Here is a 25,221-nt window from a genome sequence, read left to right on the forward strand (position 1 = left end):
AAACGGCCCGGCTTTAAAAGTCGGGCTTTTTTTATTTAAATCTAAGCTTAGCTACTCTTCCACTTCCAGCAGCATATGCAGTAGAATCATTGATGAATCTAATCGTGAAAAATCCTTCATCACTCAATTCTGACCAGGTTACTCCACTATCCTTGCTATAATTGATGCCTTCAAAACCTACGGCAACTAATTCTTTCCCAGCACCACCGGGAACGAATCTAACCGAACTTCTATAGCCGGGCTCCTGCCCTTCTGCAACTAAATTCCAGGTTTTACCACCGTCTGTTGTGATCGCTTTGTTTCTTTTATTTTCTTTAGACTTGGTATAATCTCCACCAATAATGAATCCAATTTCAGAATTAAAAAAATCTACACTATACCCTCCTGATGTGGCAGTACCCTGAGTAAGTGGGGTATCAAAAATCTCCCAATTATTTCCTTTATCTGAAGAGTATAAAATTCTCGATTTCATTCCGCCTGTTAGAATCCAGGTTTCATCCTTATAAATTGCAATATTTGAATTACTGGCTGCAAAAGCTGCTTCACCCTCGGCTGCCTCGGGTAGCTGTGCACAGTCAAGTTTTTCCCAGCTTTTCCCCGCATCTCTCGTGATTATAATGGAAATACAGCCATCAGTAGGATCGCCCATCGCAATTCCTTCTGTATCATTCCAGAAAGTCATGGAATCATAGAACGCTTTCTCATCATCTTCTTTGTAGACCAGTTCTAACTGGCCATCATTACCAGTTTTGTATAAAAGCGCCGGACTTCCTACCCCAAGCATAAAGAAGTCGTTCGATGTGCTGGCAATAGCACGAAACTCAGGATAAATACTATCGTAAGCCTGAGTATTCGTCTTCCAGGTTCTGGTCGCTGCATTATACAAACCGTAAGTTCCCTTATTAGCTGCAAAGGCCAGATTCTCACCTATCACCTGGATAGCCCGTATGCTCAATGAATCATCTTTAAGTATATTTTCGATGTGGACGTCAGTAAAGGTTTCACGCTTACTTGTAGAAACTGAATCATCAGCTTCCGCCTTATTATCATTTTTGCAACCTGCAGTAAGGACTAATAGAAGAAGTACCAGTTTTTTCATAAAATAGATTTGATCCAAATATAGATTTTTCCGAATCAAAAAAACGTAACTTTGCCGGCTTAAAGAAGAATTATGCGCCTACACAGAAATCTCGTTTTTGCAACTATTGATGCTCTTGCTGAAATTTTCAACGATGGAAAATATGCCGACAAGGTAATTGAAAAGACGCTAAAGCGTGATAAAAGATGGGGATCAAGAGATCGCAGTTTCATTGCTGAAACCACTTACGATATTGTTCGTTGGAAAAGATTATATGCTGAAATTGCTGAAGTAAAAGAACCATTTTCCAGAGAAGACCTGTTTAGGATCTTTGCTGTCTGGTGTGTACTTAGAGGCGTTAAGATTCCGGAATGGCCACAATTCGATGGAACTCCGGTGCGACGAATTAAAGGGAAATTTGACGAACTAAGCAGAACTCGAAAATTCAGAGAATCTGTGCCAGACTGGCTGGACGAACTTGGTGTGGAAGAGTTAGGTGAAAAGATATGGACACAGGAATTGAGCGCTTTAAATACACAAGCTCCGGTAGTCCTGAGAGCCAATAGCCTAAAAACTGATCCTGATAAACTGGCTGGTACTCTACTGGAAGAAGGTATAGAAACCAATAAAGTAAGAAATTATCCTGAGGCACTGGAGCTAAAGGTGCGTTCTAACATTTTTAGAACTAAGGCCTTCCAGGATGGTCTTTTTGAAGTTCAGGATGCAAATTCACAGAGAGTGGCAGCGTTTCTTGACGTACAACCAGGAATGAGAGTTGTAGATACCTGCGCAGGCGCAGGTGGGAAAACCCTTCACTTGGCGGCACTTATGGAGAATAAAGGCCAGATCATTGCGCTGGATATTTATGGAAATAAGTTGAAAGAATTAAAACGACGTGCAAAACGAGCTGGCGCTCATAACGTGGAAACCAGAAGTATTGAGACCACGAAAGTGATTAAAAAATTATATAATTCGGCAGACAGGGTTCTAATCGATGCTCCATGTAGCGGACTTGGAGTTCTTAGTAGAAATCCAGATGCGAAATGGAAACTACAACCAGAGTTTCTGGAAAAGATCAACCATACTCAGGCTGAGGTCCTTCAGCAATATTCCAAGATCTTGAAAAAAGGTGGAAAAATGGTGTATGCAACCTGTTCCATACTACCTTCGGAAAATGATAAACAGGTTCAGAAGTTTCTAAAGACGGAAGAAGGGAAAGAATTCCGTTTGCTAAGAGAAAAGAAGATTCTATCCAGCGAAAGTGGCTATGATGGATTCTATATGGCGCTGCTGGAAAAACAGGCTTAGAAATCGGTATACTTCCGAAGCATCAAAATTTGTCCTTATATAGATATGATATTGACAAGTTTTAATTTCATGAATTGAAGGCAAAAAAGTAAATTTGTGTCCTGTTCAAAACAACACAAACACAACTTACATGATCCTTTTCTTCGGAAATCAAACTACCAAGGTTTTTGCGGTTGAAACGCACTCCAACCTTTCTGCACAGTCTATTTCAAAACTAAACTGGCTTTTTGGAAATACTCTTCAAATAAATAAATCTGCTCTGGCAGATTTTTTTGTTGGTCCACGTGCCGCAATGATCACTCCCTGGAGTACGAATGCTGTCGAGATCACTCAGAACATGGGAATTACCGGAATTATTAGAATCGAGGAATTTCTGAAAGTTGATGAACATTTTTCTGATTTTGATCCAATGTTATCTCAGAAATACAAGCAACTCGATCAGGAGATCTTTGATATTCATGTTGAGCCTAAGCCAATTATAGAGATAGATGATATCGCTGCCTATAATAAACAGGAAGGTTTAGCATTGAATGCTGAAGAAGTTAAATACCTGGAAGATCTTTCAGTAAAACTGGATCGAAAACTTACAGATTCTGAAGTTTTTGGTTTTTCCCAGGTGAACTCAGAACATTGCAGACACAAGATCTTTAATGGAACTTTTGTTATTGATGGCGAGGAAAAACCTGTATCTCTTTTTAAACTGATAAGAAAAACTTCCGAAGAGAACCCAAACGAGATCGTTTCAGCATATAAGGATAACGTCGCATTTATAAACGGACCTGTTGTTGAACAGTTCGCTCCCAAAGCTCCCGATGTTCCGGAATATTATGAAATAAAGAACTTCGAATCTGTTATTTCCATTAAAGCTGAAACTCATAATTTCCCTACGACCGTAGAACCATTTAATGGAGCAGCAACTGGTAGTGGTGGAGAAATTAGGGACAGGCTTGCTGGTGGTAAAGGTTCGCTTCCTTTGGCGGGAACTTCAGTCTATATGACCTCTTACTCCAGACTTGAGGAAGATCGACCATGGGAGAAAGGCATGAAAAAGCGTGAATGGTTGTACCAAACTCCAATGGACATCTTAATAAAAGCATCTAATGGTGCTTCAGATTTTGGTAACAAATTTGGTCAGCCCCTAATTTCAGGATCTGTACTTACCTTCGAACATATGGAACACGAACGTTCTCTGGGTTACGATAAAGTGATCATGCTTGCTGGTGGAATTGGCTACGGAAAAAAGGACCAGGCATTAAAGGATATTCCTCAGGAAAATGACAAGATCGTCGTTCTTGGTGGTGAAAACTATAGAATTGGAATGGGTGGCGCTGCTGTTTCCTCAGCAGATACTGGTGCATTTAGCAGTGGTATAGAACTAAATGCCATACAGCGTTCTAATCCGGAAATGCAGAAAAGAGCTGCTAATGCCGTTCGTGGAATGGTAGAAAGCGAGCACAATCCCATAGTTTCCATTCATGATCATGGCGCTGGTGGTCACTTGAACTGTTTAAGTGAGCTGGTAGAAGAAAAAGGTGGAAAGATAGATCTTGATAGTTTACCTGTTGGAGATCCAACCCTTTCTGCCAAGGAGATCATTGGTAATGAATCCCAGGAAAGGATGGGTCTGGTTATTGGCGAGAAAGACCTCGATACATTAAGACGAGTTGCAGATCGTGAGCGTTCTCCAATGTTTGAAGTTGGTAATGTGACCGGTGATTATAAATTTACCTTTGAAGGCATGAAATCTGGCGATAAACCAATGGATCTTGCTCTGGCAGATATGTTTGGAAGTTCACCCAGGACGATCATGGAAGACAGGACGGTTACTCGCGATTATGAAAAACTCAGTTATCAACAAGAAAAAATTCACGAGTATTTACAACAGGTCCTGCAACTAGAAGCGGTTGCCTGTAAAGATTGGCTTACTAATAAAGTGGATCGTTGTGTTTCGGGACGCGTTGCTAAACAGCAAACTGCAGGACCTTTACAGCTGCCATTAAACAATTGCGGAGTAATGGCTTTGGATTACAAAGGCAATGAAGGAGTTGCCACCTCAATTGGACACTCCCCTATTTCTGCATTAATCGATCCTGTAGCTGGCTCTCGTAATTCTATTGCAGAGGCGTTATCTAATATCATCTGGGCTCCTTTAGAAAAAGGACTTAAATCTATATCACTTTCCGCCAACTGGATGTGGCCCTGTAATAACGAAGGTGAAGATGCAAGACTTTATGAAGCGGTAAAAGGAATTTCAGATTTTGCTATTTCTCTGGGTATTAATGTCCCAACCGGAAAGGATTCGCTATCCATGAAACAGAAATACAAAGATGGTGATGTTCTCTCGCCAGGTACGGTGATTATTTCTGCTGCAGGACATTGTGATAATATTAAATCGGTTGTAGAACCGGTACTAAAAAAGAATGCAGGGAGCATTTATTATATCAATCTTTCCGGAGATGATTATAAACTGGGAGGATCCACTTTCGCGCAAATTCTGAATAAAGTTGGCGATGAAGCTCCTACCGTAAAGAATGATGAGCGTTTCAGCAAAATCTTTAATGCCGTACAATCCATGATCAAGAGCGATATGATCGCAGCGGGTCACGATGTTGCCTCAGGTGGATTGATCACAACCTTGCTTGAGATGTGTTTTGCAGATATTGATCTGGGTGCAAATCTTGACCTGAGTGCACTAGGCGAAAAAGATATTATCAAGTTGTTCTTTAATGAAAACTGCGGAATAGTATTCCAGGCTAAAGATGATACTGCGGAAACTTTTATGAAGGAACTTGAAATAGACTATCATAAGATTGGAACTGCGACTGAAGGTACAGCGCTAAATATCAAGGTTGGTGATGATGCTTTCCATTTTCATATTCCTGAATTAAGAGACACCTGGTACAAAACCAGTTTTCTTTTGGATGAGCGTCAAAGCGGGATCGATAAAGCAATTGAACGATTCAATAACTATAAGAAGCAACCACTGGAATTTAAATTTCCAGAACATTTTACCGGAAAGTTACCTGAAATGGATACTAAGAAACCGCGAATAAAGGCAGCGATCATTCGTGAAAAAGGTTCTAATTCTGAAAGGGAAATGGCCCGGGCTATGTACCTTGCTGGTTTTGATGTGAAAGATGTGCACATGACCGATCTGATCACCGGAAGAGAAACCCTTGAAGACATACAATTTATTGCAGCAGTTGGGGGATTCTCAAATTCAGATGTTCTTGGTAGTGCAAAAGGATGGGCTGGCGCATTCTTATATAATGAAAAAGCAAAGGCTGCACTGGAAAATTTCTTCCGTAGAGAAGATACACTAAGCCTTGGAGTTTGCAATGGATGTCAGCTGTTTATTGAGCTAGGACTTATTAATGCGGAACATGAGCAAAAACCGAAAATGCTGCATAATGAATCGCAGAAGTTTGAATGTAATTTTACTTCCGTAGAAATTCCACAAAACAATTCTGTTATGCTTTCCACATTATCGGGAAGTAAGCTAGGGATATGGGCCGCACATGGTGAAGGTAAATTCAGTTTCCCGTACGAGGAAAACCGCTATAACATCGTGGGTAAATATTCTTATGAAGGCTACCCGGCAAATCCAAATGGTTCACATTATAACGCTGCTGCACTTACAGATTCAAGCGGTAGACACCTGGTAATGATGCCACATATGGAGCGATCTACTTTCCAATGGAACTGGGCACATTATCCGGATGGCCGCAAAGATGAAGTGTCACCGTGGCTGGAAGGCTTTGTGAATGCCAGAAAATGGCTAGAGAAATAAAATATAAAAAGGAACCAATCGGTTCCTTTTTTCTTTTCAATACGGTAGCACAATTCTATGTTAGAGTCACTTTTCGCATACTATAAAACCCAATAACTTCTTTCGGATTTTTAAATTGAGTATCCAGAAATAGATAATCCTATTTCAGATTGAATCGACAAATGCGCTGATGTATTCAAAAAAGAGATCAACAAATTGGTTTTAACTGAAATATTCAAGTTTTTTTTGGTTGGAAAAGCTTTGAATATTTAGTGATCGCATAGCGATTTATGAAGTCGAATTTAGATTGATACTGAAGAGTTTAAGGAATTATTAACAGATTTTAGAAATAGAATTTTTAAGTCAGATTTTAGTAAATACTCAAACAATAAGATTTTTTTTTATCATATTTGATTTGAATGAGCTCTGAAAATTGCTATTTTGCAAGGTATATCTAAAATCTTTCCTTTTCATGAACGACATTAAACGTCTATTTGACTTTCCTTACTATCAATTAGAAAATCATCCACTGGATGTTGCTTTTGCTACTAAATATGATGGAAAATGGGAAACTGTTTCGACTCAGCAATATATTGATAAGGCGAATGCAATTAGTCGGGGACTTCTTCGACTTGGCGTGAAACCGAATGATAAAATTGCAGTTATCTCCACTAATAATAGAACTGAGTGGAATATTATGGACATTGGAATACTTCAGATCGGAGCTCAAAATGTTCCAATCTACCCTACCATTTCCGAAGAAGATTATGAATATGTTTTGAATCATAGTGGAGCTACTTACTGCTTTGTTTCAGATGAAGAGATCCTTGAAAAATTAAACAGTATTAAAGCCACGACCAGCCTGCTGGAAGTTTATAGTTTTGACGAGATCACTGGCTGTAAGAATTGGAAAGAATTACTAAAATCTGGAGAGGATAAGGCTAACCAGGATGAAGTAGATAAGCTTAAGAAAGCAGTTACAGAAGATGATCTGGCTACATTAATATATACTTCCGGAACCACAGGAAGACCAAAAGGCGTCATGTTAACTCATAAGAATATCGTAAGTGACGTGCTAGGAAGTGCGCCTCGTGTTCCCTTCGATACCGGAACTTACGTAGGTTTAAGTTTCCTACCAGTTTGCCATATCTTTGAGCGAATGATCCTCTATCTATACCAGTATTATTCAGTATCGGTATATTTTGCTGAATCTATCGAAAAGATAAGTGATAACCTGAAAGAGGTAAAACCACATGTAATAACTGCCGTTCCGAGATTGCTGGAAAAAGTATATGATAAGATCATCGCTAAAGGAACTGCCCTTGGCGGTGTAAAACAAAAATTATTCTACTGGGCTGTAGAGCTTGGACTGGAATATGAGCCATATGGACAAAACGGCTGGTGGTACGAAACAAAATTAAAACTTGCCCGTAAACTAATATTTTCTAAGTGGAAAGAAGGTTTGGGTGGAAATATAGACCTGATCGTTTCTGGAAGTGCAGCATTGCAACCAAGACTCGCAAGAGTTTTCGCTGCTGCTGAAATTCCCGTAATGGAAGGTTATGGTCTAACAGAGACATCACCAGTAATCGCGGTGAATGACGAACGCAATGGAGGTTTCAGAATTGGTACTGTTGGAAAAGTGCTGGATAATGTAGAAGTCAAAATTGCTGAAGACGGAGAAATCCTGACTAAAGGGCCTAACGTTATGAAAGGTTATTATAAGGATGAAGAAAAAACCAGAGAAGTAATTAATTCTGAAGGTTTCTTCCATACGGGAGATATTGGAGAGATCGATAAAGATGGTTTCCTCAAGATCACAGATCGTAAGAAAGAGATGTTCAAAACATCTGGAGGGAAATATGTTGCACCGCAGCTTATCGAAAATACCATGAAGCAATCAAGATTTATTGAGCAGATCATGGTGGTTGGAGATGGAGAGAAAATGCCGGCAGCTTTGATCCAGCCTAATTACGAATTTATTACAGAATGGGCGCAGAGAAAGAATATCGATCTTGGCGCGGGTGATCCTGCAGACATATCACGTAACAATTTGGTGCGTGAACGCATACAGGAAGAAGTAGATTTCTACAATCAGAAATTCGGAAAATGGGAAAGAGTTAAGACATTTGAATTAACCCCAGATCCATGGACGATAGAAGATGAGCACCTTACTCCTACTATGAAGTTAAAACGACGTAATATTCGTGACCGGTACCAGGATCTTTATGAAAAACTCTACGGTAGATTCTAATCTATCATTAAGAATATGCTAATAAAAGCTCCCCAACTACCGGGGAGTTTTTTGGTTTTAGGAATTTAAATAACATTAAAACAAGATATTAGTATTTTTAAAGACATTTTATTATGCATGCATAATATTTTTCCCTAACTTTGGAATCAATCCAAAATCCCCCATGAAGGAGAAAACCATAGATTATGTTTTACGTGCCACCTGGATGGCGGTTTCTAAAATGTATAATGAAGAAGCAGGTAAGGCTGGAAGTACGATGGCTACAGGTTTTGCCTTATTGAGTATAGATCCGGAAGATGGAACCCCATCAACCTCTTTGGGTCCCAAAATGGGGATGGAAGCCACCAGCCTTTCGAGAATTTTGAAAACTATGGAAGAAAAAGGTTTAATAGAAAGAAAACGCAATCCACATGATGGACGTAGCGTTCTTATCTACTTGACAGATTTCGGAAAGGAAATGCGCGATTATTCTAAGAGAGTGGTTTTGAGGTTCGATGAGTCTGTAAAGGAAAATGTGAGCGATAAGGATCTTAAAACTTTTATACAGGTAGCAAATACGATCACTGGTCTTATTAGTGAAAAGAAAATATATACTGAAGAAATTAGTGTAAAACAATAATAAACCAGGCCTGAACAGGTTTGGTTTTTTTGAACCATAAAAATCAAATAATGAAAAGAAGGATTAATAAAGTTGCAGTTATTGGGTCCGGTATAATGGGAAGTGGTATTGCATGTCACTTTGCAAATATTGGAGTGGAAGTACTTCTACTTGATATCGTTCCCCGTGAGCTCAATGAAAAAGAACAGAAAAAAGGCCTTAGCCTTGATGACAAGGTCGTTAGAAATAGGATCGTAAATGATGCTTTAACGGCTTCAGTAAAATCCAAACCATCTCCAATTTATCACAAGGACTTCGTTAACCGAATTACTACTGGAAATCTGGAAGATGATATTTCAAAAGTTTCTGAAGTGGACTGGATCATTGAGGTTGTAGTAGAACGACTGGACATTAAAAAACAGGTCTTTGAAAACCTGGAAAAGCACAGAAAACCAGGAACTCTTATTACTTCAAATACTTCAGGTATTCCTATCAATTTCATGACCGATGGAAGATCTGATGATTTTAAAAAGCATTTCTGTGGAACTCACTTCTTTAATCCACCAAGATATTTAAGATTATTTGAGATCATTCCAGGAAAAGAAACTTCTTCTGAAGTTCTGGAATTCCTAAAAATGTATGGTGAAAAATTCCTTGGGAAAAATGCTGTATTAGCGAAAGATACTCCTGCCTTTATTGGGAATAGAATTGGTATCTTCTCTATTATGAGCTTATTCCACACCGTAAAGGATATGGGAATGACCATTGAAGAGGTTGATAAGCTTACTGGTCCGGTGATAGGACGTCAGAAGTCGGCAACCTTTAGAACAGTAGACGTTGTTGGTTTAGATACTTTAGTACATGTTGCGAACGGACTTCATGAGAATGTTCCAAATGATGAGCAGCATGATCTCTTCGCTTTGCCAGACTTTATCGACACTATGATGGAGAAAAAGTGGCTGGGAAGCAAAACTGGTCAGGGTTTCTATAAAAAGATTAAAAATAAAGATGGTTCAAGTGAGATCAAATCTCTGGATCTTGATACCATGGAATATAGAGACCGTAAGAGTGCATCTTTCGCAACTCTTGAAATGACCAAGTCTATTGATAATGTAGCAGATCGTTTCGAAGTGTTGATCAAAGGAAAAGATAAAGCGGGAGATTTTTACAGAAAGAATTTCTCAGCACTATTCGCTTATGTGTCGAATCGTATTCCTGAAATTTCAGACGGGTTATACAAGATCGATGATGCCATGAAAGCTGGTTTTGGATGGGAACATGGACCATTCCAGATCTGGGACGCAATTGGTGTTGAAAAGGGTATTGAAATGATGAAAGCTGAAGGTTATGAACCTGCAGCCTGGGTAAGTGAAATGCTGGAAAATGGAAGTAAGAGCTTCTACACTGTAAAAGATGGTAATACCTACTATTATGACATTGAGGATAAGAAGCAAACTAAGGTTCCTGGTCAGGATTCATTTATAATTCTTGATAATATTCGAGAATCTAAAGAAGTTTTCAAGAACAGCGGAGTGGTAGTGGAAGATCTTGGCGACGGAATCCTTAATGTTGAATTCAGAAGTAAAATGAATTCTATTGGAGGTGATGTTCTTGACGGACTCAACAAAGCCATAGATATTGCTGAAAAAGATTATCAAGGTCTTGTAGTTGCGAATGATGGAAAGAACTTTTCTGTAGGAGCAAATATTGGGATGATTTTCATGATGGCTGTAGAGCAGGAATATGAAGAATTGAACATGGCGATCAAGTATTTTCAGGATACCATGATGAGAATGCGCTACTCCTCTATTCCAACAGTAGCTGCACCGCATGGAATGACGTTGGGTGGTGGTTGTGAACTTTCACTTCATGCCGATAAAGTTGTCGCTGCAGCAGAAACCTATACTGGACTTGTAGAATTTGGTGTTGGAGTAATACCTGGCGGTGGTGGAACCAAAGAGATGACACTGCGTGCTTCTGATACTTATGAGAAGGATGATGTCGAATTAAACCGACTAAGAGAAAACTTCTTGGCCATTGGAATGGCAAAAGTATCTACTTCAGCATATGAAGCATTTGATCTAAATATTCTTCAAAAGGGAAAAGATATAGTAGTGATCAATCCAGACAGACAATTGGCGATCGCCAAGAAACATGCGCTGTTAATGGCAGAAAACGGTTACACCATGCCTATCAAACGTACAGATATAAAGGTACTAGGGAAGCAGGCACTTGGAGCATTTATGGTTGGAACAGACCAGATGGCTGCAGGGAAATACATTAGCGAACATGATCACAAGATCGCAAACAAACTGGCATATGTTATGGCCGGTGGAGATTTATCATCCAGCCAGATGGTGAGCGAACAATATTTACTTGACCTTGAAAGAGAAGCATTCCTATCCTTAACCGGGGAGAGAAAAACGCTGGAACGCCTTCAGCATATGTTGAAAAAAGGAAAACCTTTAAGAAACTAAGCGGGAAGTGAAGTTCTAACAATAAAAAAGTATAAAATGAAAACAGCATATATAGTTAAAGCATACAGAACAGCAGTTGGGAAAGCTCCCAGAGGTGTTTTTAGATTTAAAAGACCTGATGAACTTGCTGCAGAAACCATCCAGTATATGATGGATAAGTTACCAGATTTTGACAAGACTCGTATTGATGATGTCATGGTTGGTAATGCTATGCCAGAAGCAGAACAGGGTTTGAACGTAGGTAGATTGATCTCATTAATGGGATTAAAGATCGAAGATGTTCCGGGTATGACCGTAAATAGATACTGTGCTTCAGGATTGGAGACGATCTCCATTGCAACTGCTAAGATCCAGATGGGAATGGCAGATTGTGTGATCGCAGGTGGTGCGGAAAGCATGAGTTATATTCCTATGGGAGGTTATAAGCCAGTTCCAAATTACGAAGTTGCCAAAAATGGTAATGAAGATTATTACTGGGGAATGGGTCTTACTGCGGAAGCGGTAGCGAACAAATACAATGTATCCAGGGAAGATCAGGATCAATTTGCATACGATTCCCACCAGAAAGCTATTAAAGCGCAGCAGGAAGATCGTTTTCAAGATCAGATAGTTCCAATTACTATCGATGAGACTTATGTTGAAGATGGTAAAAAGAAAACGAGGTCTTATACAGTAAACAAAGATGAAGGTCCTAGAAAAGATACTTCAGTTGAAGTTCTGAATAAATTACGACCTGTTTTTGCTGATGGTGGAAGTGTTACTGCAGGTAACTCATCGCAAATGAGTGATGGTGCGGCCTTCGTAATGGTTATGAGTGAAGAAAGGGTTAAAGAACTAAATCTCGAGCCAATAGCAAGAATGGTAAGTTATTCTGCAGTAGGTGTAGAGCCTAGAATTATGGGTATTGGACCGGTTCATGCTATTCCGAAGGCTTTAAAACAAGCTGGCTTGAAACAGGATGACCTTGAGCTTATCGAATTGAACGAGGCATTTGCTTCGCAGTCACTTGCTGTAATTCGGGAACTTGGTCTGGATAAAGAAAAACTAAATGTGAATGGTGGCGCGATCTCGATGGGACACCCACTGGGATGTACAGGAGCAAAACTTTCAGTCCAGATATTTGACGAAATGCGTAAGCGTGATCTTAAGAACAAGCATTGTATGGTAACAATGTGCGTTGGAACCGGACAGGGAGCTGCCGGAGTTTTCGAATTTTTAAACTAAACCTGAGATTTTAGATCTTAGATATGAGACTAACAAACTATAAATAATATAAATTAATTGAGATACTAAGTCTAAAATCTTACATCTCAATACTAATATCTTAATATAAAAATGAGTACAGATACAACTAAAAAAGATCTTCTTCGCGGTGGTCAGTTTCTTGTAAAGGAGACTAAATGTGAAGACGTTTTCACGCCGGAAGATTTTAATGAGGAACAGAAAATGATGCGCGATTCCGTTCAGGAATTTGTAGAGCGCGAGATCTGGCCTCATAAAGAAGAATTCGAAAAGAAAAATTATGCTCTTACTGAAGAGGTAATGCGTAAAGCTGGAGAATTAGGATTTCTAGGTGTTGCGGTACCTGAAGAGTATGATGGTTTAGGAATGGGCTTCGTTTCTACGATGCTTGTTTGTGACTATATTTCTGGTGCTACAGGTTCTGTGGCTACTGCTTTCGGAGCGCATACTGGGATTGGAACGATGCCAATCACCTTATATGGCAATGAAGAACAGAAGAAAAAATACGTACCAAAATTGGCGACCGGTGAATGGTTTGGAGCTTACTGTCTTACAGAACCAGGTGCGGGAAGTGATGCCAACTCTGGAAAAACAAAGGCTGTCCTTTCTGAAGATGGTAAATATTATAGCATTAGTGGACAGAAAATGTGGATCTCCAATGCTGGTTTTGCAGATGTATTCATTGTTTTTACACGAATTGAAGATGACAAGAACATTACCGGTTTTATCGTAGAAAACGAAGAAGGTAATGGGATTAGCTTTGGAGAGGAAGAAAAGAAATTAGGGATTCACTCCTCCTCTACCCGCCAGGTATTCTTTAATGAAACCAAGGTGCCAGTAGAAAATATGCTTTCAGACCGTGGAAATGGTTTTAAGATCGCGATGAACGCTTTAAACGTAGGTCGTATAAAACTTGCTGCAGCTTCTTTAGATGCACAGCGTCGAGTAACAGATCTTTCAGTTAAATACGCAAATGACAGAGTTCAGTTCAATACGCCTATTGCGAAATTCGGAGCTATAAAATCCAAGCTTGCAGAGATGGCTACTTCAGCATACGTTGGAGAAGCAGCGTCTTACCGTGCGGCTAAAAATATCGAAGACCGAATAAATATCAGACTGGAAGAAGGAAGCTCACATGCAGATGCTGAACTTAAAGGGGTTGAGGAATACGCGATCGAATGTTCTATTCTGAAGGTTGCATGTTCAGAAGATGTTCAGAATTGTGCTGATGAAGGTATCCAGGTATTTGGTGGAATGGGATTCTCTGCAGATACTCCAATGGAGTCTGCCTGGAGAGATGCGAGAATTGCTCGAATCTATGAAGGAACCAACGAAATCAACAGAATGTTATCTGTAGGAATGCTGGTTAAGAAAGCGATGAAAGGACATGTAGACCTACTAGGCCCAGCAACGAAAGTAGCAGATGAGCTTACAGGAATTCCTTCCATGGACAAACCAGACTATTCTGAACTGTTCGCTGAAGAGAAGGAAATGATCGGTAAACTGAAAAAGGTATTTCTGATGGTTGCAGGTAGCGCCGTTCAGAAATTTGGTCCACAATTGGAAGAGCATCAACAATTATTATTGGCTGCAGCAGATATTTTAATTGAAGTTTATATGGCTGAATCTGGTATTCTTAGAGCAGAGAAAAATGCAAAGAGATTTGGAGTAGATACTCAGAAGGAACAGATCGCCATGGCTAAACTTTATCTTTATCATGCAGTAGATACTGTGAATACTAAGGCGAAAGAGGGAATTGCTTCTTTTGCTGAAGGAGATGAGCAACGTATGATGCTTATGGGACTGAAGAGATACACAAAGTATACGAACCTGCCAAATATTGTGGCACTTCGAAATACGATCGCAGAGAAATTAACTTCTGAAAACAAATACTGTTTTTAGATACATTCTTTTGAACTGAGAAAAACCACCTAATCGGGTGGTTTTTTTATTTTTATACTAATTGTTTCAATAATGTTACAATTTCATTTAGATATCGTTAATTGTTTCTAAATATTTAGATATATTGGCTCTAAATCAAACAATAACTTAACATTATGAAAAAAGTTTTTCTCGGAATGGCAGCTATGGCCTTCCTATTTGCTTCTTGTGAGCAAGATCCTACAGAAAACAATGTTGACCAGGAAGTAGCACAGGTAGACATGAGTGATTTTTATCTTTACACAGATGCTGAGGTAGACGGCAAAAAGACTGAAGATGATAAAACGAAATGTTACTCTATGAGAAACTTGAATCGTTTACTAAACGAGAATCCAGGTTTACACAAGAAAATGTACGATGTAGAACAGAATACTCGATCTATTCTGGCTAAGAATGGAAACGGCAAAGGTAAACCAGGATCTGGTGATGGTGGAGGAACTACTGAGCCACCAGTAGGTGATAATCTAGGAATTGTAAATATTCCTGTTGTGGTTCATGTTATTTACAGTAACTCTCAGCAGAATATTTCTGATGCTCAGATCAATTCTCAGATTGCTGTGCTGAATGATGACTTTAGAGCTTCCAATAATGATGCAGGTAATGTTCCTAGTGAATTTGCTGGATTAGTTGCAGATTCAGAAATCAGTTTTACTCTTGCAGGAGTAAACAGATACAGTGATTCAAGATCTGAATGGGGAACAAGCGATGCTATGAAATATGCATATCCTCCAACCTCCCCTTCTAATACTTTAAACATCTGGATTTGTAACATTGGTGGTGGTATCCTTGGGTATGCACAATTCCCTGGTGGACCATCTGCAACTGATGGTGTAGTAATTTCTCCTCAGTACTTTGGAACAACTGGATATGTTTCAGCACCATTTAACAAAGGTAGAACCGCTACTCACGAAGTAGGACATTACCTAAACCTACGTCACATCTGGGGTGATGGAAGATGTAGACAGGATGACTTCGTAGCAGATACTCCTTCTTCTGATGGACCTAACTACAGCTGTCCTTCTTACCCTACTGTTAACTGTAGATCTACAGATATGACTATGAACTACATGGATTATACAAACGATGCATGTATGTACATGTTCTCTGAAGGCCAGAAAGCTCGTATGAGAACAGTTTTTGCTAGTGGAGGACCAAGAACTGGTTTCGTAAACTAAAACCATAATTATAACCACATAAAGCCACCATTAAGGTGGCTTTTTTCGTTTACCAGCCTGCCATTCTTTTTTAAAATCGAAAATTGAGTATCTTAGTTGACCGACCAAAGAAATCACTCATGAATCGCTTCCTACGCCATATATGGCTATATTTTTCCATCCTATTTTTACAGCAAACTACCTTTGCTTACCAACAGGAACCAGAAGACACCAAATCTCAAAACCAGGAATTGCCCAGTAAAGCAACGGTCCTTAACGACTCAGCTGCTGTTGCTACTAATGATATTGGTGAATATGCAGATGCCTACTACCAGACAGATCAATGGAATGACGGAATTGGCTTCCCTCCTAATACAATAAACCTTCAATCTCCCCAGGCCGCTTTAGAACATTTTATAGTACAGGCCAGAAACGATAATTACGAAGAAGCACTGTATGCAATGAATTTTAATTTGTTGCCAGATAATATTTCTAAGGCAGATGCAGCGATACTTGCTGAAAAACTACATTTTGTTCTTGAACAACGAATTTCAATTGGGTGGGATGGTCTTCCTGATCGTCCCGATGGACAAATTGATGTGAGTACCTCAACAAACAAGGCTGTAGCTGGAAAACCCAGAAGAAGTCTATTATTTGGTACTACAACACTGGATGATCGTGATATAACTTTTAGAGTACAACGTGTAAAGTATAAAGATGAGCATCCTGTCTGGCTAATTTCATCACAAACTGTTGAAAATACCGAACCGCTTTACGCGGCTTACGGTCCAAGAAAACTGGATAGGATGATTCCTGAATGGATTAGTTTTGAGGTCTTGGGAATACCAATATGGAAGGTTGTAGGAACCCTGCTACTTATTTTAATCTGTTATTTAATAGCCAAAGGCATTAGCGCCATCATTAGAAAAGCATTTTCAGGTGTGGACCGCTACTGGATTCGGAATATTGCCTATAGATTAGCCTCACCAGCAGGAGCCGCTATAGGAATTTTAGCTTTCTATTTATTACTTAATCACCTGATTTCATTTACCGGATCTCTCGCTAAAGGTATTTACACTTTTATTCTAATTGTGCTTATATCAATTTTCACCTGGTTGATCATGCGAATCATTGATTATGTCATGGACTTTTTTGCTGTGGAAAAAGTAGGCGACGTGAGAACCGAGGAAGATAGCAAAGCGAAAAGCTTGATGACCTATATCTCTGTAGGTAGAAGAATATTTATTTTCATAATCGTAATTATTGGTGCATCCGTAATTTTCTCTCAATTTCCATCTCTTGAGAAACTTGGAATATCTTTAATGGCTTCCGCAGGAATCGCCACGGTGGTAGTTGGTATTGCAGCTCAAAGTACGCTTGGTAATATTATCGCCGGGGTTCAAATTGCACTTACTCGTCCCGCTAAAATTGGTGATGCAGTCATTATTGAAGGTGAATATGGTTTTGTGGAAGACATCACATTTACTTATATGGTTGTTAATACCTTCAAATTAAGAAGATTGGTCATACCTCTTTCTGATGTTATTACTGAAAGTTTTGAGAATCTTTCTATGTCTAACCCACAGAATATTATGGAGATCGAATTATTTGTAGACCACCGGGTAGACGTTCAAAAAGTACGTGAGAAGTTTACAGAATTACTGAAAGCTTCAGATAACTGGGATGGTGATGAGGATAGATCGCCACTGGTTGAAGCTTCAGGCATGGATCATAATTACCTTAAATTGCGCTGCCTGGTAAGTGCAAAGGATTTTCCAACTGCATGGACGCTACATTGCGAGCTTAGAGAAAATATCGTGCGTTACATCAGTGAACTGGAAGATGGAATTTATTTAAAACGGGAGCGCGTTGTACTGGACGGAAAATATTCAGAAGATGAGAAACAAGATAATAAATTAGATGAACAAGGCTAAAACGTTGTAGGTTAATCTTCTGTAAACCTAAAGCAACTATGCGTCCAAAATTTTAATTTTAGAATATCTAAATCTACATCATGCTCGAATTTGAAAAAAACGGACTAGTTTACCTCGTTTCTGCTCTTATCATTTTAATGGTAAGTTTCGGTCTTGCATTTTATATCATCAGGAAGCTTGGTAAAAATCCAACGAATATACTTCCGGTTAATTTCGCTTATAAGATTCGGCTGCCTTTATTAATTTTTCTGGCCTCCATAATTGCCAGAATTGCGATCATTAGTAAAATTTTTAGGTTTGAAGCAACCTATGAAATTGTTGGCCACCTTAGTACAGTGGGTATCATTTTAAGTGTTGCCTGGTTTCTGATCTTACTGTTCAGAGTAGTTAAAAAGAGAATGCTCAAGAAGTACGATATGGCTAGTGATGATAATCTCAAAGCCCGGAAGGTTTACACCCAGTATATGATCCTTGAAAATATTGTTATTTTCATTATTGTAATACTTGCCGTTGGAATTGCTTTGATGAGCTTTGAAAGTATACGCTCTGTTGGAATTAGTGTATTGACCTCAGCAGGTATTGCTGGAATCATTATAGGTCTGGCTGCGCAAAAAGCAATTGCTACTTTACTTGCAGGCATACAGATCGCTATCACACAGCCTATCCGTTTGGATGATGTAGTGATTGTTGAAGGTGAATGGGGTTGGATCGAAGAGATCAATCTTACTTATGTGGTGGTTCGGGTTTGGGATAAAAGACGACTCGTTGTTCCCACAACATATTTTATTGAAAAAACCTTCCAGAACTGGACAAGAAGTTCCGCAGATATACTGGGAACAGTTTTTATTTATGCAGATTATGGTTTGCCTTTAGAACCGCTTCGGGAAGAACTCACAAGACTATTAAATAATACTCCTCTCTGGGATGGTAATGTAAATGTACTTCAGGTTACAAATGCTTCGGAAAAGACTGTGGAGCTAAGAATACTGGTAAGTGCAAAAAATTCACCTACAGCCTGGGATCTTCGTGTACATCTAAGAGAGAAATTGCTTGATTTCATACAAAAAAATTACCCGGGACATCTTCCGAAGGCCCGGGTAAGTATAGAAAAGGATCAGGAATTAAATTAATCCTGAAATAAGGCATTTTCCGCAGAAATTCCTTTTGAGAAATTCGCAGCTGTTTCAATAAGTGCTAAATGTGAATATGCCTGTGGGAAATTCCCGAGCAGGCGTTTGGTTTTAAAATCGATATCCTCACTAAATAAACCTAAATGGTTACTGTATGATAACAACTGGTCAAACATATCTTTTGCTTTCTTCTTCTCTCCAATTTTATATAGACTATCAATTAGCCAGAAGGTACAGATCGTAAAGGATGAGGTTGGTTTCCCAAAATCATCATTATTCTTATATCTATACATCAGTCCGTCTTCACAAAGCTCCCTTTCAGTAGCCTGAACAGTGCTCACAAATCGTGGATCATTTGCCTCTATAAAACCATAAGGCTGCATCAAAAGCGTAGATGCATCAAGATCTGCCGAACCATAGGATTGTGTATAAGCCTGTTTTTCCTCGTTCCATCCATTCTCATAGATATCCTGGTAAATTTCTTCTCTTAACGCGATCCATTTGGTATCGTTAATTCCCATTCTTAGGACCTCACCAATTTTTATAGCTCTGTCCACAGCTACCCAGCAAAGCAGTTTTGAAAATACAAAGTGTCTGTCCTCTGTACGAAGCTCCCAGATACCTTTATCTGGTTTCTTCCAGTTTTCTTCCACGATCATGACAATACCGCGAACCACGGTCCACAGCGCTTCAGAGTTTTCAAGTGAAGTTTCAAACATGAGAAATTGCTGGTAGATCACTTCCATCAAAATCCCGTAAATATCGTTCTGCTTTTGGATATAAGCGGCATTACCAGTACGAACGGGACTGGATCCTTCATAGCCTTTTAAATGACTTAAAATATGTTCGGTTAGTTCCTTTTCACCGTTGATCCCGTACATGATCTGGATCTTCTCATCCTTATGCGGAATAATATCTATAATGAACTGAAGGAAATCCTTGGCAGATTTAATATGCCCCAGACCTGCCATCACCTTGATCACCATGGAAGCATCACGAATCCAGCAAAAACGGTAATCCCAGTTTCGCTCCTCTCCTATAGTTTCCGGAAGACTTGTAGTCGCGGCGGCAAGTACAGCACCTGACTTTTTATAGCTCAATGCTTTAAGTACAAGCGCACTTCTCATGATCTCTTTCCCATAATGCGTATATCTGGTTGTATTATCTGCCCAATTCATCCAGTAAACCTTCGTTCTCTGGAATTTCAAATAAGACCTGTCCAGGGTCTGTTCTACCAGTTTTTCGTGATAGCCTACCAGGCAATATGCATTTCCAGAAAGAGTGATCTCCTTTTGTTCCAGAATATCATTCAGGTTCAAACTTGAATATAGATATGCAGAATCATATTTACCTTCTTTGGTAAAACTCTTTATATAATCACCCTTATTCTCGTTATAGGTTTTCTCTCTTGCAAAATCCAGTTTTGGATCATATTTGATCCTGAATTTTGGTTCGCCTTTCATTAATCTGAAGAATCTAATAACATCTGGCGGCGCATAATAAGATCCATCTTCACGAGGATACCTGGGCATAAAATCTATTAGCTGAAAGGCATCAGTTCCATTATCGAACACCGTACTTAAGATATTAGTGTCCCAAAGATATTCTTGCTTCACATTATAATCGTCGCCGATAAGTATTTCAAAACTTCCTCCAATTTCATCATCAAGTATTTTTGCGAAAACTGCCGAGGAGTTAAAATTTGGCATACAGCACCAATCCAGAGAGCCTGTTTTGGAGATTAAAGCTGCACTTTTACAATTACTTATTATTCCGTAGTCGAGATTATCCATATATCTTAAAAATCTTATAAATCAATGGCTGTCTTAAATGATTTTCGGAAATTTAATAAAAATCAATTTCGCGACCACGGCATTTATAATTAATTATGAGCAAAACAATCATTATTTCCAACCGCTTACCATTGCAAATTTCTATTTCTGAAGATCATCTCGAAGTAACACCTAGTGTGGGAGGACTCGCAACAGGCTTAAAATCATTTCATAAAGATGGAGACAGTATCTGGATAGGATGGCCAGGAATGACTGAAGAGGAAATTCCCGAAAATCTGAAGGATGAAGTTCAGCAGAAGGCCCGGGAAGAAAATTGTGTAGCCGTCCATCTAAATGCCAATGAGATCGACGGCTTTTATTATGGCTTTAGTAATCGTACTATCTGGCCTCTATTCCATTATTTTATGGAGTATACTGAATCTGACGATGATTACTGGCATACCTACAAGGAAGTAAATCAAAAGTATGCAGATGAAATATTGAAACATTATAAAGAAGGTGATGTCATCTGGGTTCATGATTATCAACTTTTACTGGTTCCTAATATGGTAAGAGAACAGGCACCAGATGCTATCATTGGATTCTTCAATCATATCCCATTCCCTTCTTATGAAGTTTTTAGAACGCTTCCATGGAGAGATGAAGTTTTACAGGGAATGCTTGGGGCTGATCTTATTGGTTTTCACACCTATGATTATGAAAGACATTTTTTAAGTTCGGTAAGTCGTATTCTGCGACACCAGGTAGATTTTAACCAGATCACCCTCCCAGACAGGATCGTTAAAGTAGATTCTTTCCCTATGGGTATCGATTACAAGAAGTTTGAGCAGGCTGCACTTGATCATTACGAAAGCACTTCCGCAGACCAGTCTGAATTACAAAAAAGACTGGACCACCATTTAGAATCTACACCAGATGCCAAATTGATCCTTAGTATAGACAGACTGGATTATACTAAAGGTATTGCACACCGTATAAGAGCTTATGAATACTTCCTGGACAAGAACCCGGAGTATATTGAAAAAGTAAGGCTGGTGATGCTGGCTGTGCCATCGAGATCTAATGTACCACAGTATAGAAGGCTGAAACGTGAAATTGATGAATTGGTTGGACGCATCAACGGTAAATTTTCTACCGTGAGCTGGACACCTATCTGGTATTTCTATCGTTCCATGCCTTTTGAAAACCTGATCGACCTTTATACTACCTGTGAGATCGCCCTACTAACACCAATTCGTGATGGAATGAATCTGGTAGCTAAGGAGTATATCGCAACGCGAACAGATCATACAGGAGTTCTGATCCTAAGTGAAATGGCCGGAGCTGCCCATGAAATGAACGAAGCGCTAATAATTAATCCTAATAATTTTGAGCAGGTGGCCGAAGCCTTAAAAACCGCGTTTGAAATGCCTAAGGAAGAGCAGATCGAAAGAAATAAGATGCTTCAGAAGCGATTAAGGCGGTATAGTGTAGAAAAATGGGCAGGTGATTTTATGAAATCTCTTAGATCCACCAAAGAGAACAGAGAGTCCTTTCAATCCATTAAGATCAATTCTGAAATTTCACAGGAGATCATGACTAAATTTCAGCAAGCCAAAAGAAGGATTTTATTTATTGATTATGATGGAACATTAGTGAACTTTACAGACAAACCAGAGAACGCCCGCCCAGATGCCGATCTTAAAGAACTTATACGTGAACTTAATGCAGATGATAAAACCGATGTTATATTAATAAGCGGTAGAGATAAAGATACTTTGGGAACATGGTGGAAAGATGTACCGATAGAACTAATTTCTGAACATGGAGTTTGGATGAGACAGATTGATGGAGAATGGGAACTTTCAGAGAATGTAAAAAGTGAATGGATGGATGCAGTTCGTCCTGTGATCGAAAATTTTGTGGATAGAACACCAGGTACATTCATAGAAGAAAAGAATTACTCTCTGGCATGGCACTACAGAAAGGCAGATCCAGAACTAGGAGAGATTCGTGCCAATGAATTGAGCAACACTTTAAAAGAGCTTATTTCCAATCGTGGACTAAGCGTTCTGGAAGGAAATAAAGTGTTGGAGATTAAGAGTAGCGGTGTGAATAAAGGAAAGGCCTCTACTAAAAAACTGGTAGGTAAGGATTACGATTTTATTTTCGCAATTGGTGACGATTGGACAGATGAGTATATGTTTGAAGATCTTCCGGAAGATAGCGTTACCGTTAAAGTAGGTATTAAGAAAACAAGTGCCAGATACTATGTGGAGGGTACTCCGAAAGTTCGAACCTTACTGGAAAAATTCAGAGCAAATAGTTGAACGATTTTAGGTGTTAAATAATTTGTGAATTCTATTTAAAGTTTAGATATACATTAACTAGCAGAAGATGGCCTAGGTTCAAATTCTCTTTAATTTAGCAGCTGAATTTAAATCGAACCAATTTAAAACCAAATTCTATGAAATCAGGAAAATTATTATTGGGACTAGTATCAGGAGCAGCTGCAGGAGCAGTACTTGGATTACTATACGCACCAAAAAAAGGAACAGAAACGAGAAAAACTATTGCTGATACCAGCAACGGTTATATCAAAGACGCTAACAAAGGAATCAACGATTTTACTGATTCTTTGAGCCACAAGATGGAAGCTCTTAAATCTAAGACTAAGGCAGGTTTTGCCAGCAATAAGTCTGAAGAAAAGATCAACCAGGCTAAAGCAGAAATGCACGAAATGCAAGCCTAATTTTATTGGATCATAAAGATCAATAAATTAAAGCTCCGGTAACACCGGGGCTTTCTTATTTTATAGAGTTAAATAACTTCCCTATTTTTAAAAGAAATTTCCATTTATGATGAAAACTACCTTTAAGACTGCTATCCTAATACTAGGATTATGCATCATATCCATTAATTCCAAAGCTCAGAACACAGATCAAAAAATCTACGAGATCATTCAGAATGTAAGTGCAGATCGTATCGAAAACGATATCCGTAAACTTGCGGGTTTCGGTACACGAAATACGTTTAGTGATACAGTATCTGAAACTCGTGGAATTGGGGCTGCCAGACGTTGGATAAAATCTGAATTTGACAAAATCTCTACAGATTGTAATGATTGTCTCGATGTGTTTTATCAAAAAGATTATGTGACTCCCAAAGACGGACAAAGAATTCCAAAGGAAGCATGGGTAGTTAACGTAGTTGCGATCCAGAAAGGAAGTAAGTACCCTAATCGTTATGTCATCATGAGCGGTGATATTGATTCAAGAAATGGCGATACCATGGATTTCACTACAGATGCTCCCGGAGCGAACGATAATGCCAGCGGAATGGCTGGAACCTTGGAAGCCGCGAGAGTCTTATCAAATTATGATTTTGAAAGTAGTATTATCTATGTAGGTTTATCTGGAGAAGAACAAGGTCTTTTTGGCGGGAAAGGTCTGGCAGAATATGCAAAAAAAGAAGGCTGGGATATTATTGGTATTCTGAATAATGATATGATCGGAAATATTGAAGGTGTAGATGGAGTGATCGATAACCGCAGTTTCCGAATCTTTTCTGAACCAGTTCCACCTACCGAAACGGAGAATGAAAGAAGAATGAGAAGATTCTATGGTGGAGAAGTTGATGGAATTTCAAGACAGTTGGCAAGATATATACATTCAAATGTAGAGACATATATGCCAGAAATGAACCCAATGATGATCTACAGACTGGATAGATTTGGCCGTGGTGGGCACCACCGACCTTTTAATGATCTTGGATTTGCTGGGGTTCGTATAATGGAAGCTCATGAGAACTATAATAGGCAACACCAGGATATTCGAACAGAGCATGGCATAGAATACGGCGATGTGGTCTCTGGCGTTAATTTTGACTATGCTAAGAAATTAACAGCGGTAAATGCTATCAACCTTGCCTCTCTGGCCTGGGCACCACCTGCACCTGAAAAAGTTGAAATTGGTGGAATTGTTGAACCCAATACAAAGTTGAGATGGGAAGCGGTTGATGCTGAGATCGCTGGTTACAAGATCTATTGGAGAGACACAACTTCACCGCAATGGCAATACTCCAGGTTCGTAGGTGATATCACAGATTTTACTTTAGAGGGAATTGTTATAGATAATTACCTGTTTGGAGTTGCTGCAGTAGGTAAGAATGGCCATGAAAGTCTGGTTGTTTTCCCAAGTGGCACTTTTAGATAGATTATAACCTAAGAACTATACGTGAAGAGCCGGGGCATTAGTCCTGGCTTTTTTTATGCGTTGTTTCTAATTAACAATACTTTACACAATACTTACAGCTTTTTGGCACTGCTCTGTAGTACATTAGAATAACCAAAAAATCAACAATATGGCAGAAATAAAAATTAGAAAGAAAAAACCAGTTTGGCCGTGGATTCTCTTAGTGATTATCCTCGCAATTCTTGCGTTCTTATATTTCTACGGAAGTATGGCTGAAAACGATGATAACGAAATTGATGAGACTGATGATATTACTTTGATATTTGAGAGATCTAATGAAAACACAAACCTCCTGAGTTAAAATATTAGTT

Annotated in this window: 16 protein-coding genes; 14 read left to right on the plus strand and 2 right to left on the minus strand. The window is 39.1% G+C overall.

The features are described 5' to 3' along the window. Positions 1-31 precede the first annotated feature (31 nt). Entirely contained in the window at positions 32-1,099 is a 1,068-nt protein-coding gene (locus T8I65_RS10055) for a WD40/YVTN/BNR-like repeat-containing protein (protein ID WP_322300479.1), read from the minus strand. Between the two features lie 72 nt (positions 1,100-1,171). Between T8I65_RS10055 and T8I65_RS10060 the strand changes: the two genes are divergently transcribed. The 10 genes from T8I65_RS10060 (at position 1,172) to T8I65_RS10105 (ending at position 18,885) form a co-directional block, all read left to right on the plus strand. Next, a complete protein-coding gene (locus T8I65_RS10060; protein WP_322300480.1) occupies positions 1,172-2,386 on the plus strand; it encodes an RsmB/NOP family class I SAM-dependent RNA methyltransferase in 1,215 nt (404 codons plus the stop codon). A gap of 130 nt (positions 2,387-2,516) precedes the next feature. Next, entirely contained in the window at positions 2,517-6,176 is a 3,660-nt protein-coding gene (gene purL, locus T8I65_RS10065) for a phosphoribosylformylglycinamidine synthase (RefSeq protein WP_322300481.1), read from the plus strand. A 451-nt stretch (positions 6,177-6,627) separates the two neighbouring features. Further along, a complete protein-coding gene (locus T8I65_RS10070) occupies positions 6,628-8,409 on the plus strand; it encodes an AMP-dependent synthetase/ligase (RefSeq protein ID WP_322300482.1) in 1,782 nt (593 codons plus the stop codon). Between the two features lie 163 nt (positions 8,410-8,572). Continuing rightward, positions 8,573-9,028, plus strand: a complete 456-nt coding sequence (locus tag T8I65_RS10075) for a MarR family winged helix-turn-helix transcriptional regulator (protein ID WP_295179317.1) — start codon at positions 8,573-8,575, stop codon at positions 9,026-9,028. A gap of 50 nt (positions 9,029-9,078) precedes the next feature. Then, positions 9,079-11,484 carry a 3-hydroxyacyl-CoA dehydrogenase/enoyl-CoA hydratase family protein gene (locus tag T8I65_RS10080; protein ID WP_322300483.1) on the plus strand — a complete coding sequence of 802 codons (2,406 nt, stop codon included), beginning with the start codon at positions 9,079-9,081 and terminating at the stop codon, positions 11,482-11,484. A 36-nt stretch (positions 11,485-11,520) separates the two neighbouring features. Continuing rightward, on the plus strand, positions 11,521-12,708 hold the full coding sequence (locus tag T8I65_RS10085; RefSeq protein WP_322300484.1) for an acetyl-CoA C-acyltransferase: 1,188 nt from the start codon (positions 11,521-11,523) through the stop codon (positions 12,706-12,708). Positions 12,709-12,819: 111 nt separating this feature from the next. After that, complete coding sequence (locus T8I65_RS10090; RefSeq protein WP_322300485.1) at positions 12,820-14,628, plus strand: acyl-CoA dehydrogenase family protein; 1,809 nt, start codon at positions 12,820-12,822, stop codon at positions 14,626-14,628. 155 nt (positions 14,629-14,783) lie between these two features. Further along, entirely contained in the window at positions 14,784-15,842 is a 1,059-nt protein-coding gene (locus T8I65_RS10095; RefSeq protein WP_322300486.1) for a zinc metalloprotease, read from the plus strand. Positions 15,843-15,925: 83 nt separating this feature from the next. Beyond that, positions 15,926-17,755 (plus strand): mechanosensitive ion channel family protein, encoded by a 1,830-nt coding sequence (locus tag T8I65_RS10100; RefSeq protein WP_322300487.1) that lies wholly within the window; start codon positions 15,926-15,928, stop codon positions 17,753-17,755. An 80-nt stretch (positions 17,756-17,835) separates the two neighbouring features. Continuing rightward, complete coding sequence (locus tag T8I65_RS10105) at positions 17,836-18,885, plus strand: mechanosensitive ion channel family protein (RefSeq protein WP_322300488.1); 1,050 nt, start codon at positions 17,836-17,838, stop codon at positions 18,883-18,885. Here T8I65_RS10105 and T8I65_RS10110 read toward each other — a convergent pair. After that, the gene (locus T8I65_RS10110; RefSeq protein ID WP_322300489.1) at positions 18,882-20,678 is read right to left on the minus strand and encodes a glycoside hydrolase family 15 protein; all 1,797 of its coding nucleotides are present in this window, start codon (positions 20,676-20,678) and stop codon (positions 18,882-18,884) included. The genes T8I65_RS10105 and T8I65_RS10110 overlap by 4 nt on opposite strands. 95 nt (positions 20,679-20,773) lie before the next feature. Here T8I65_RS10110 and T8I65_RS10115 point away from each other — a divergent pair, with 95 nt between their 5' ends. From T8I65_RS10115 to T8I65_RS10130, 4 genes are all read left to right on the plus strand, one after another. Further along, positions 20,774-22,987, plus strand: a complete 2,214-nt coding sequence (locus T8I65_RS10115) for a bifunctional alpha,alpha-trehalose-phosphate synthase (UDP-forming)/trehalose-phosphatase (protein WP_322300490.1) — start codon at positions 20,774-20,776, stop codon at positions 22,985-22,987. Between the two features lie 137 nt (positions 22,988-23,124). After that, positions 23,125-23,409, plus strand: coding sequence for a YtxH domain-containing protein (locus tag T8I65_RS10120; RefSeq protein WP_322300491.1), 285 nt, complete (start codon positions 23,125-23,127; stop codon positions 23,407-23,409). Positions 23,410-23,515: 106 nt separating this feature from the next. Then, the gene (locus T8I65_RS10125) at positions 23,516-24,871 is read left to right on the plus strand and encodes a M28 family metallopeptidase (protein WP_322300492.1); all 1,356 of its coding nucleotides are present in this window, start codon (positions 23,516-23,518) and stop codon (positions 24,869-24,871) included. A 148-nt stretch (positions 24,872-25,019) separates the two neighbouring features. Next, the gene (locus T8I65_RS10130) at positions 25,020-25,211 is read left to right on the plus strand and encodes a hypothetical protein (RefSeq protein WP_322300493.1); all 192 of its coding nucleotides are present in this window, start codon (positions 25,020-25,022) and stop codon (positions 25,209-25,211) included. The last annotated feature ends 10 nt before the right edge of the window (positions 25,212-25,221 follow it).

It is taken from the genome of Christiangramia sp. OXR-203, from assembly GCF_034372165.1.
Lineage (GTDB): Bacteria > Bacteroidota > Bacteroidia > Flavobacteriales > Flavobacteriaceae > Christiangramia.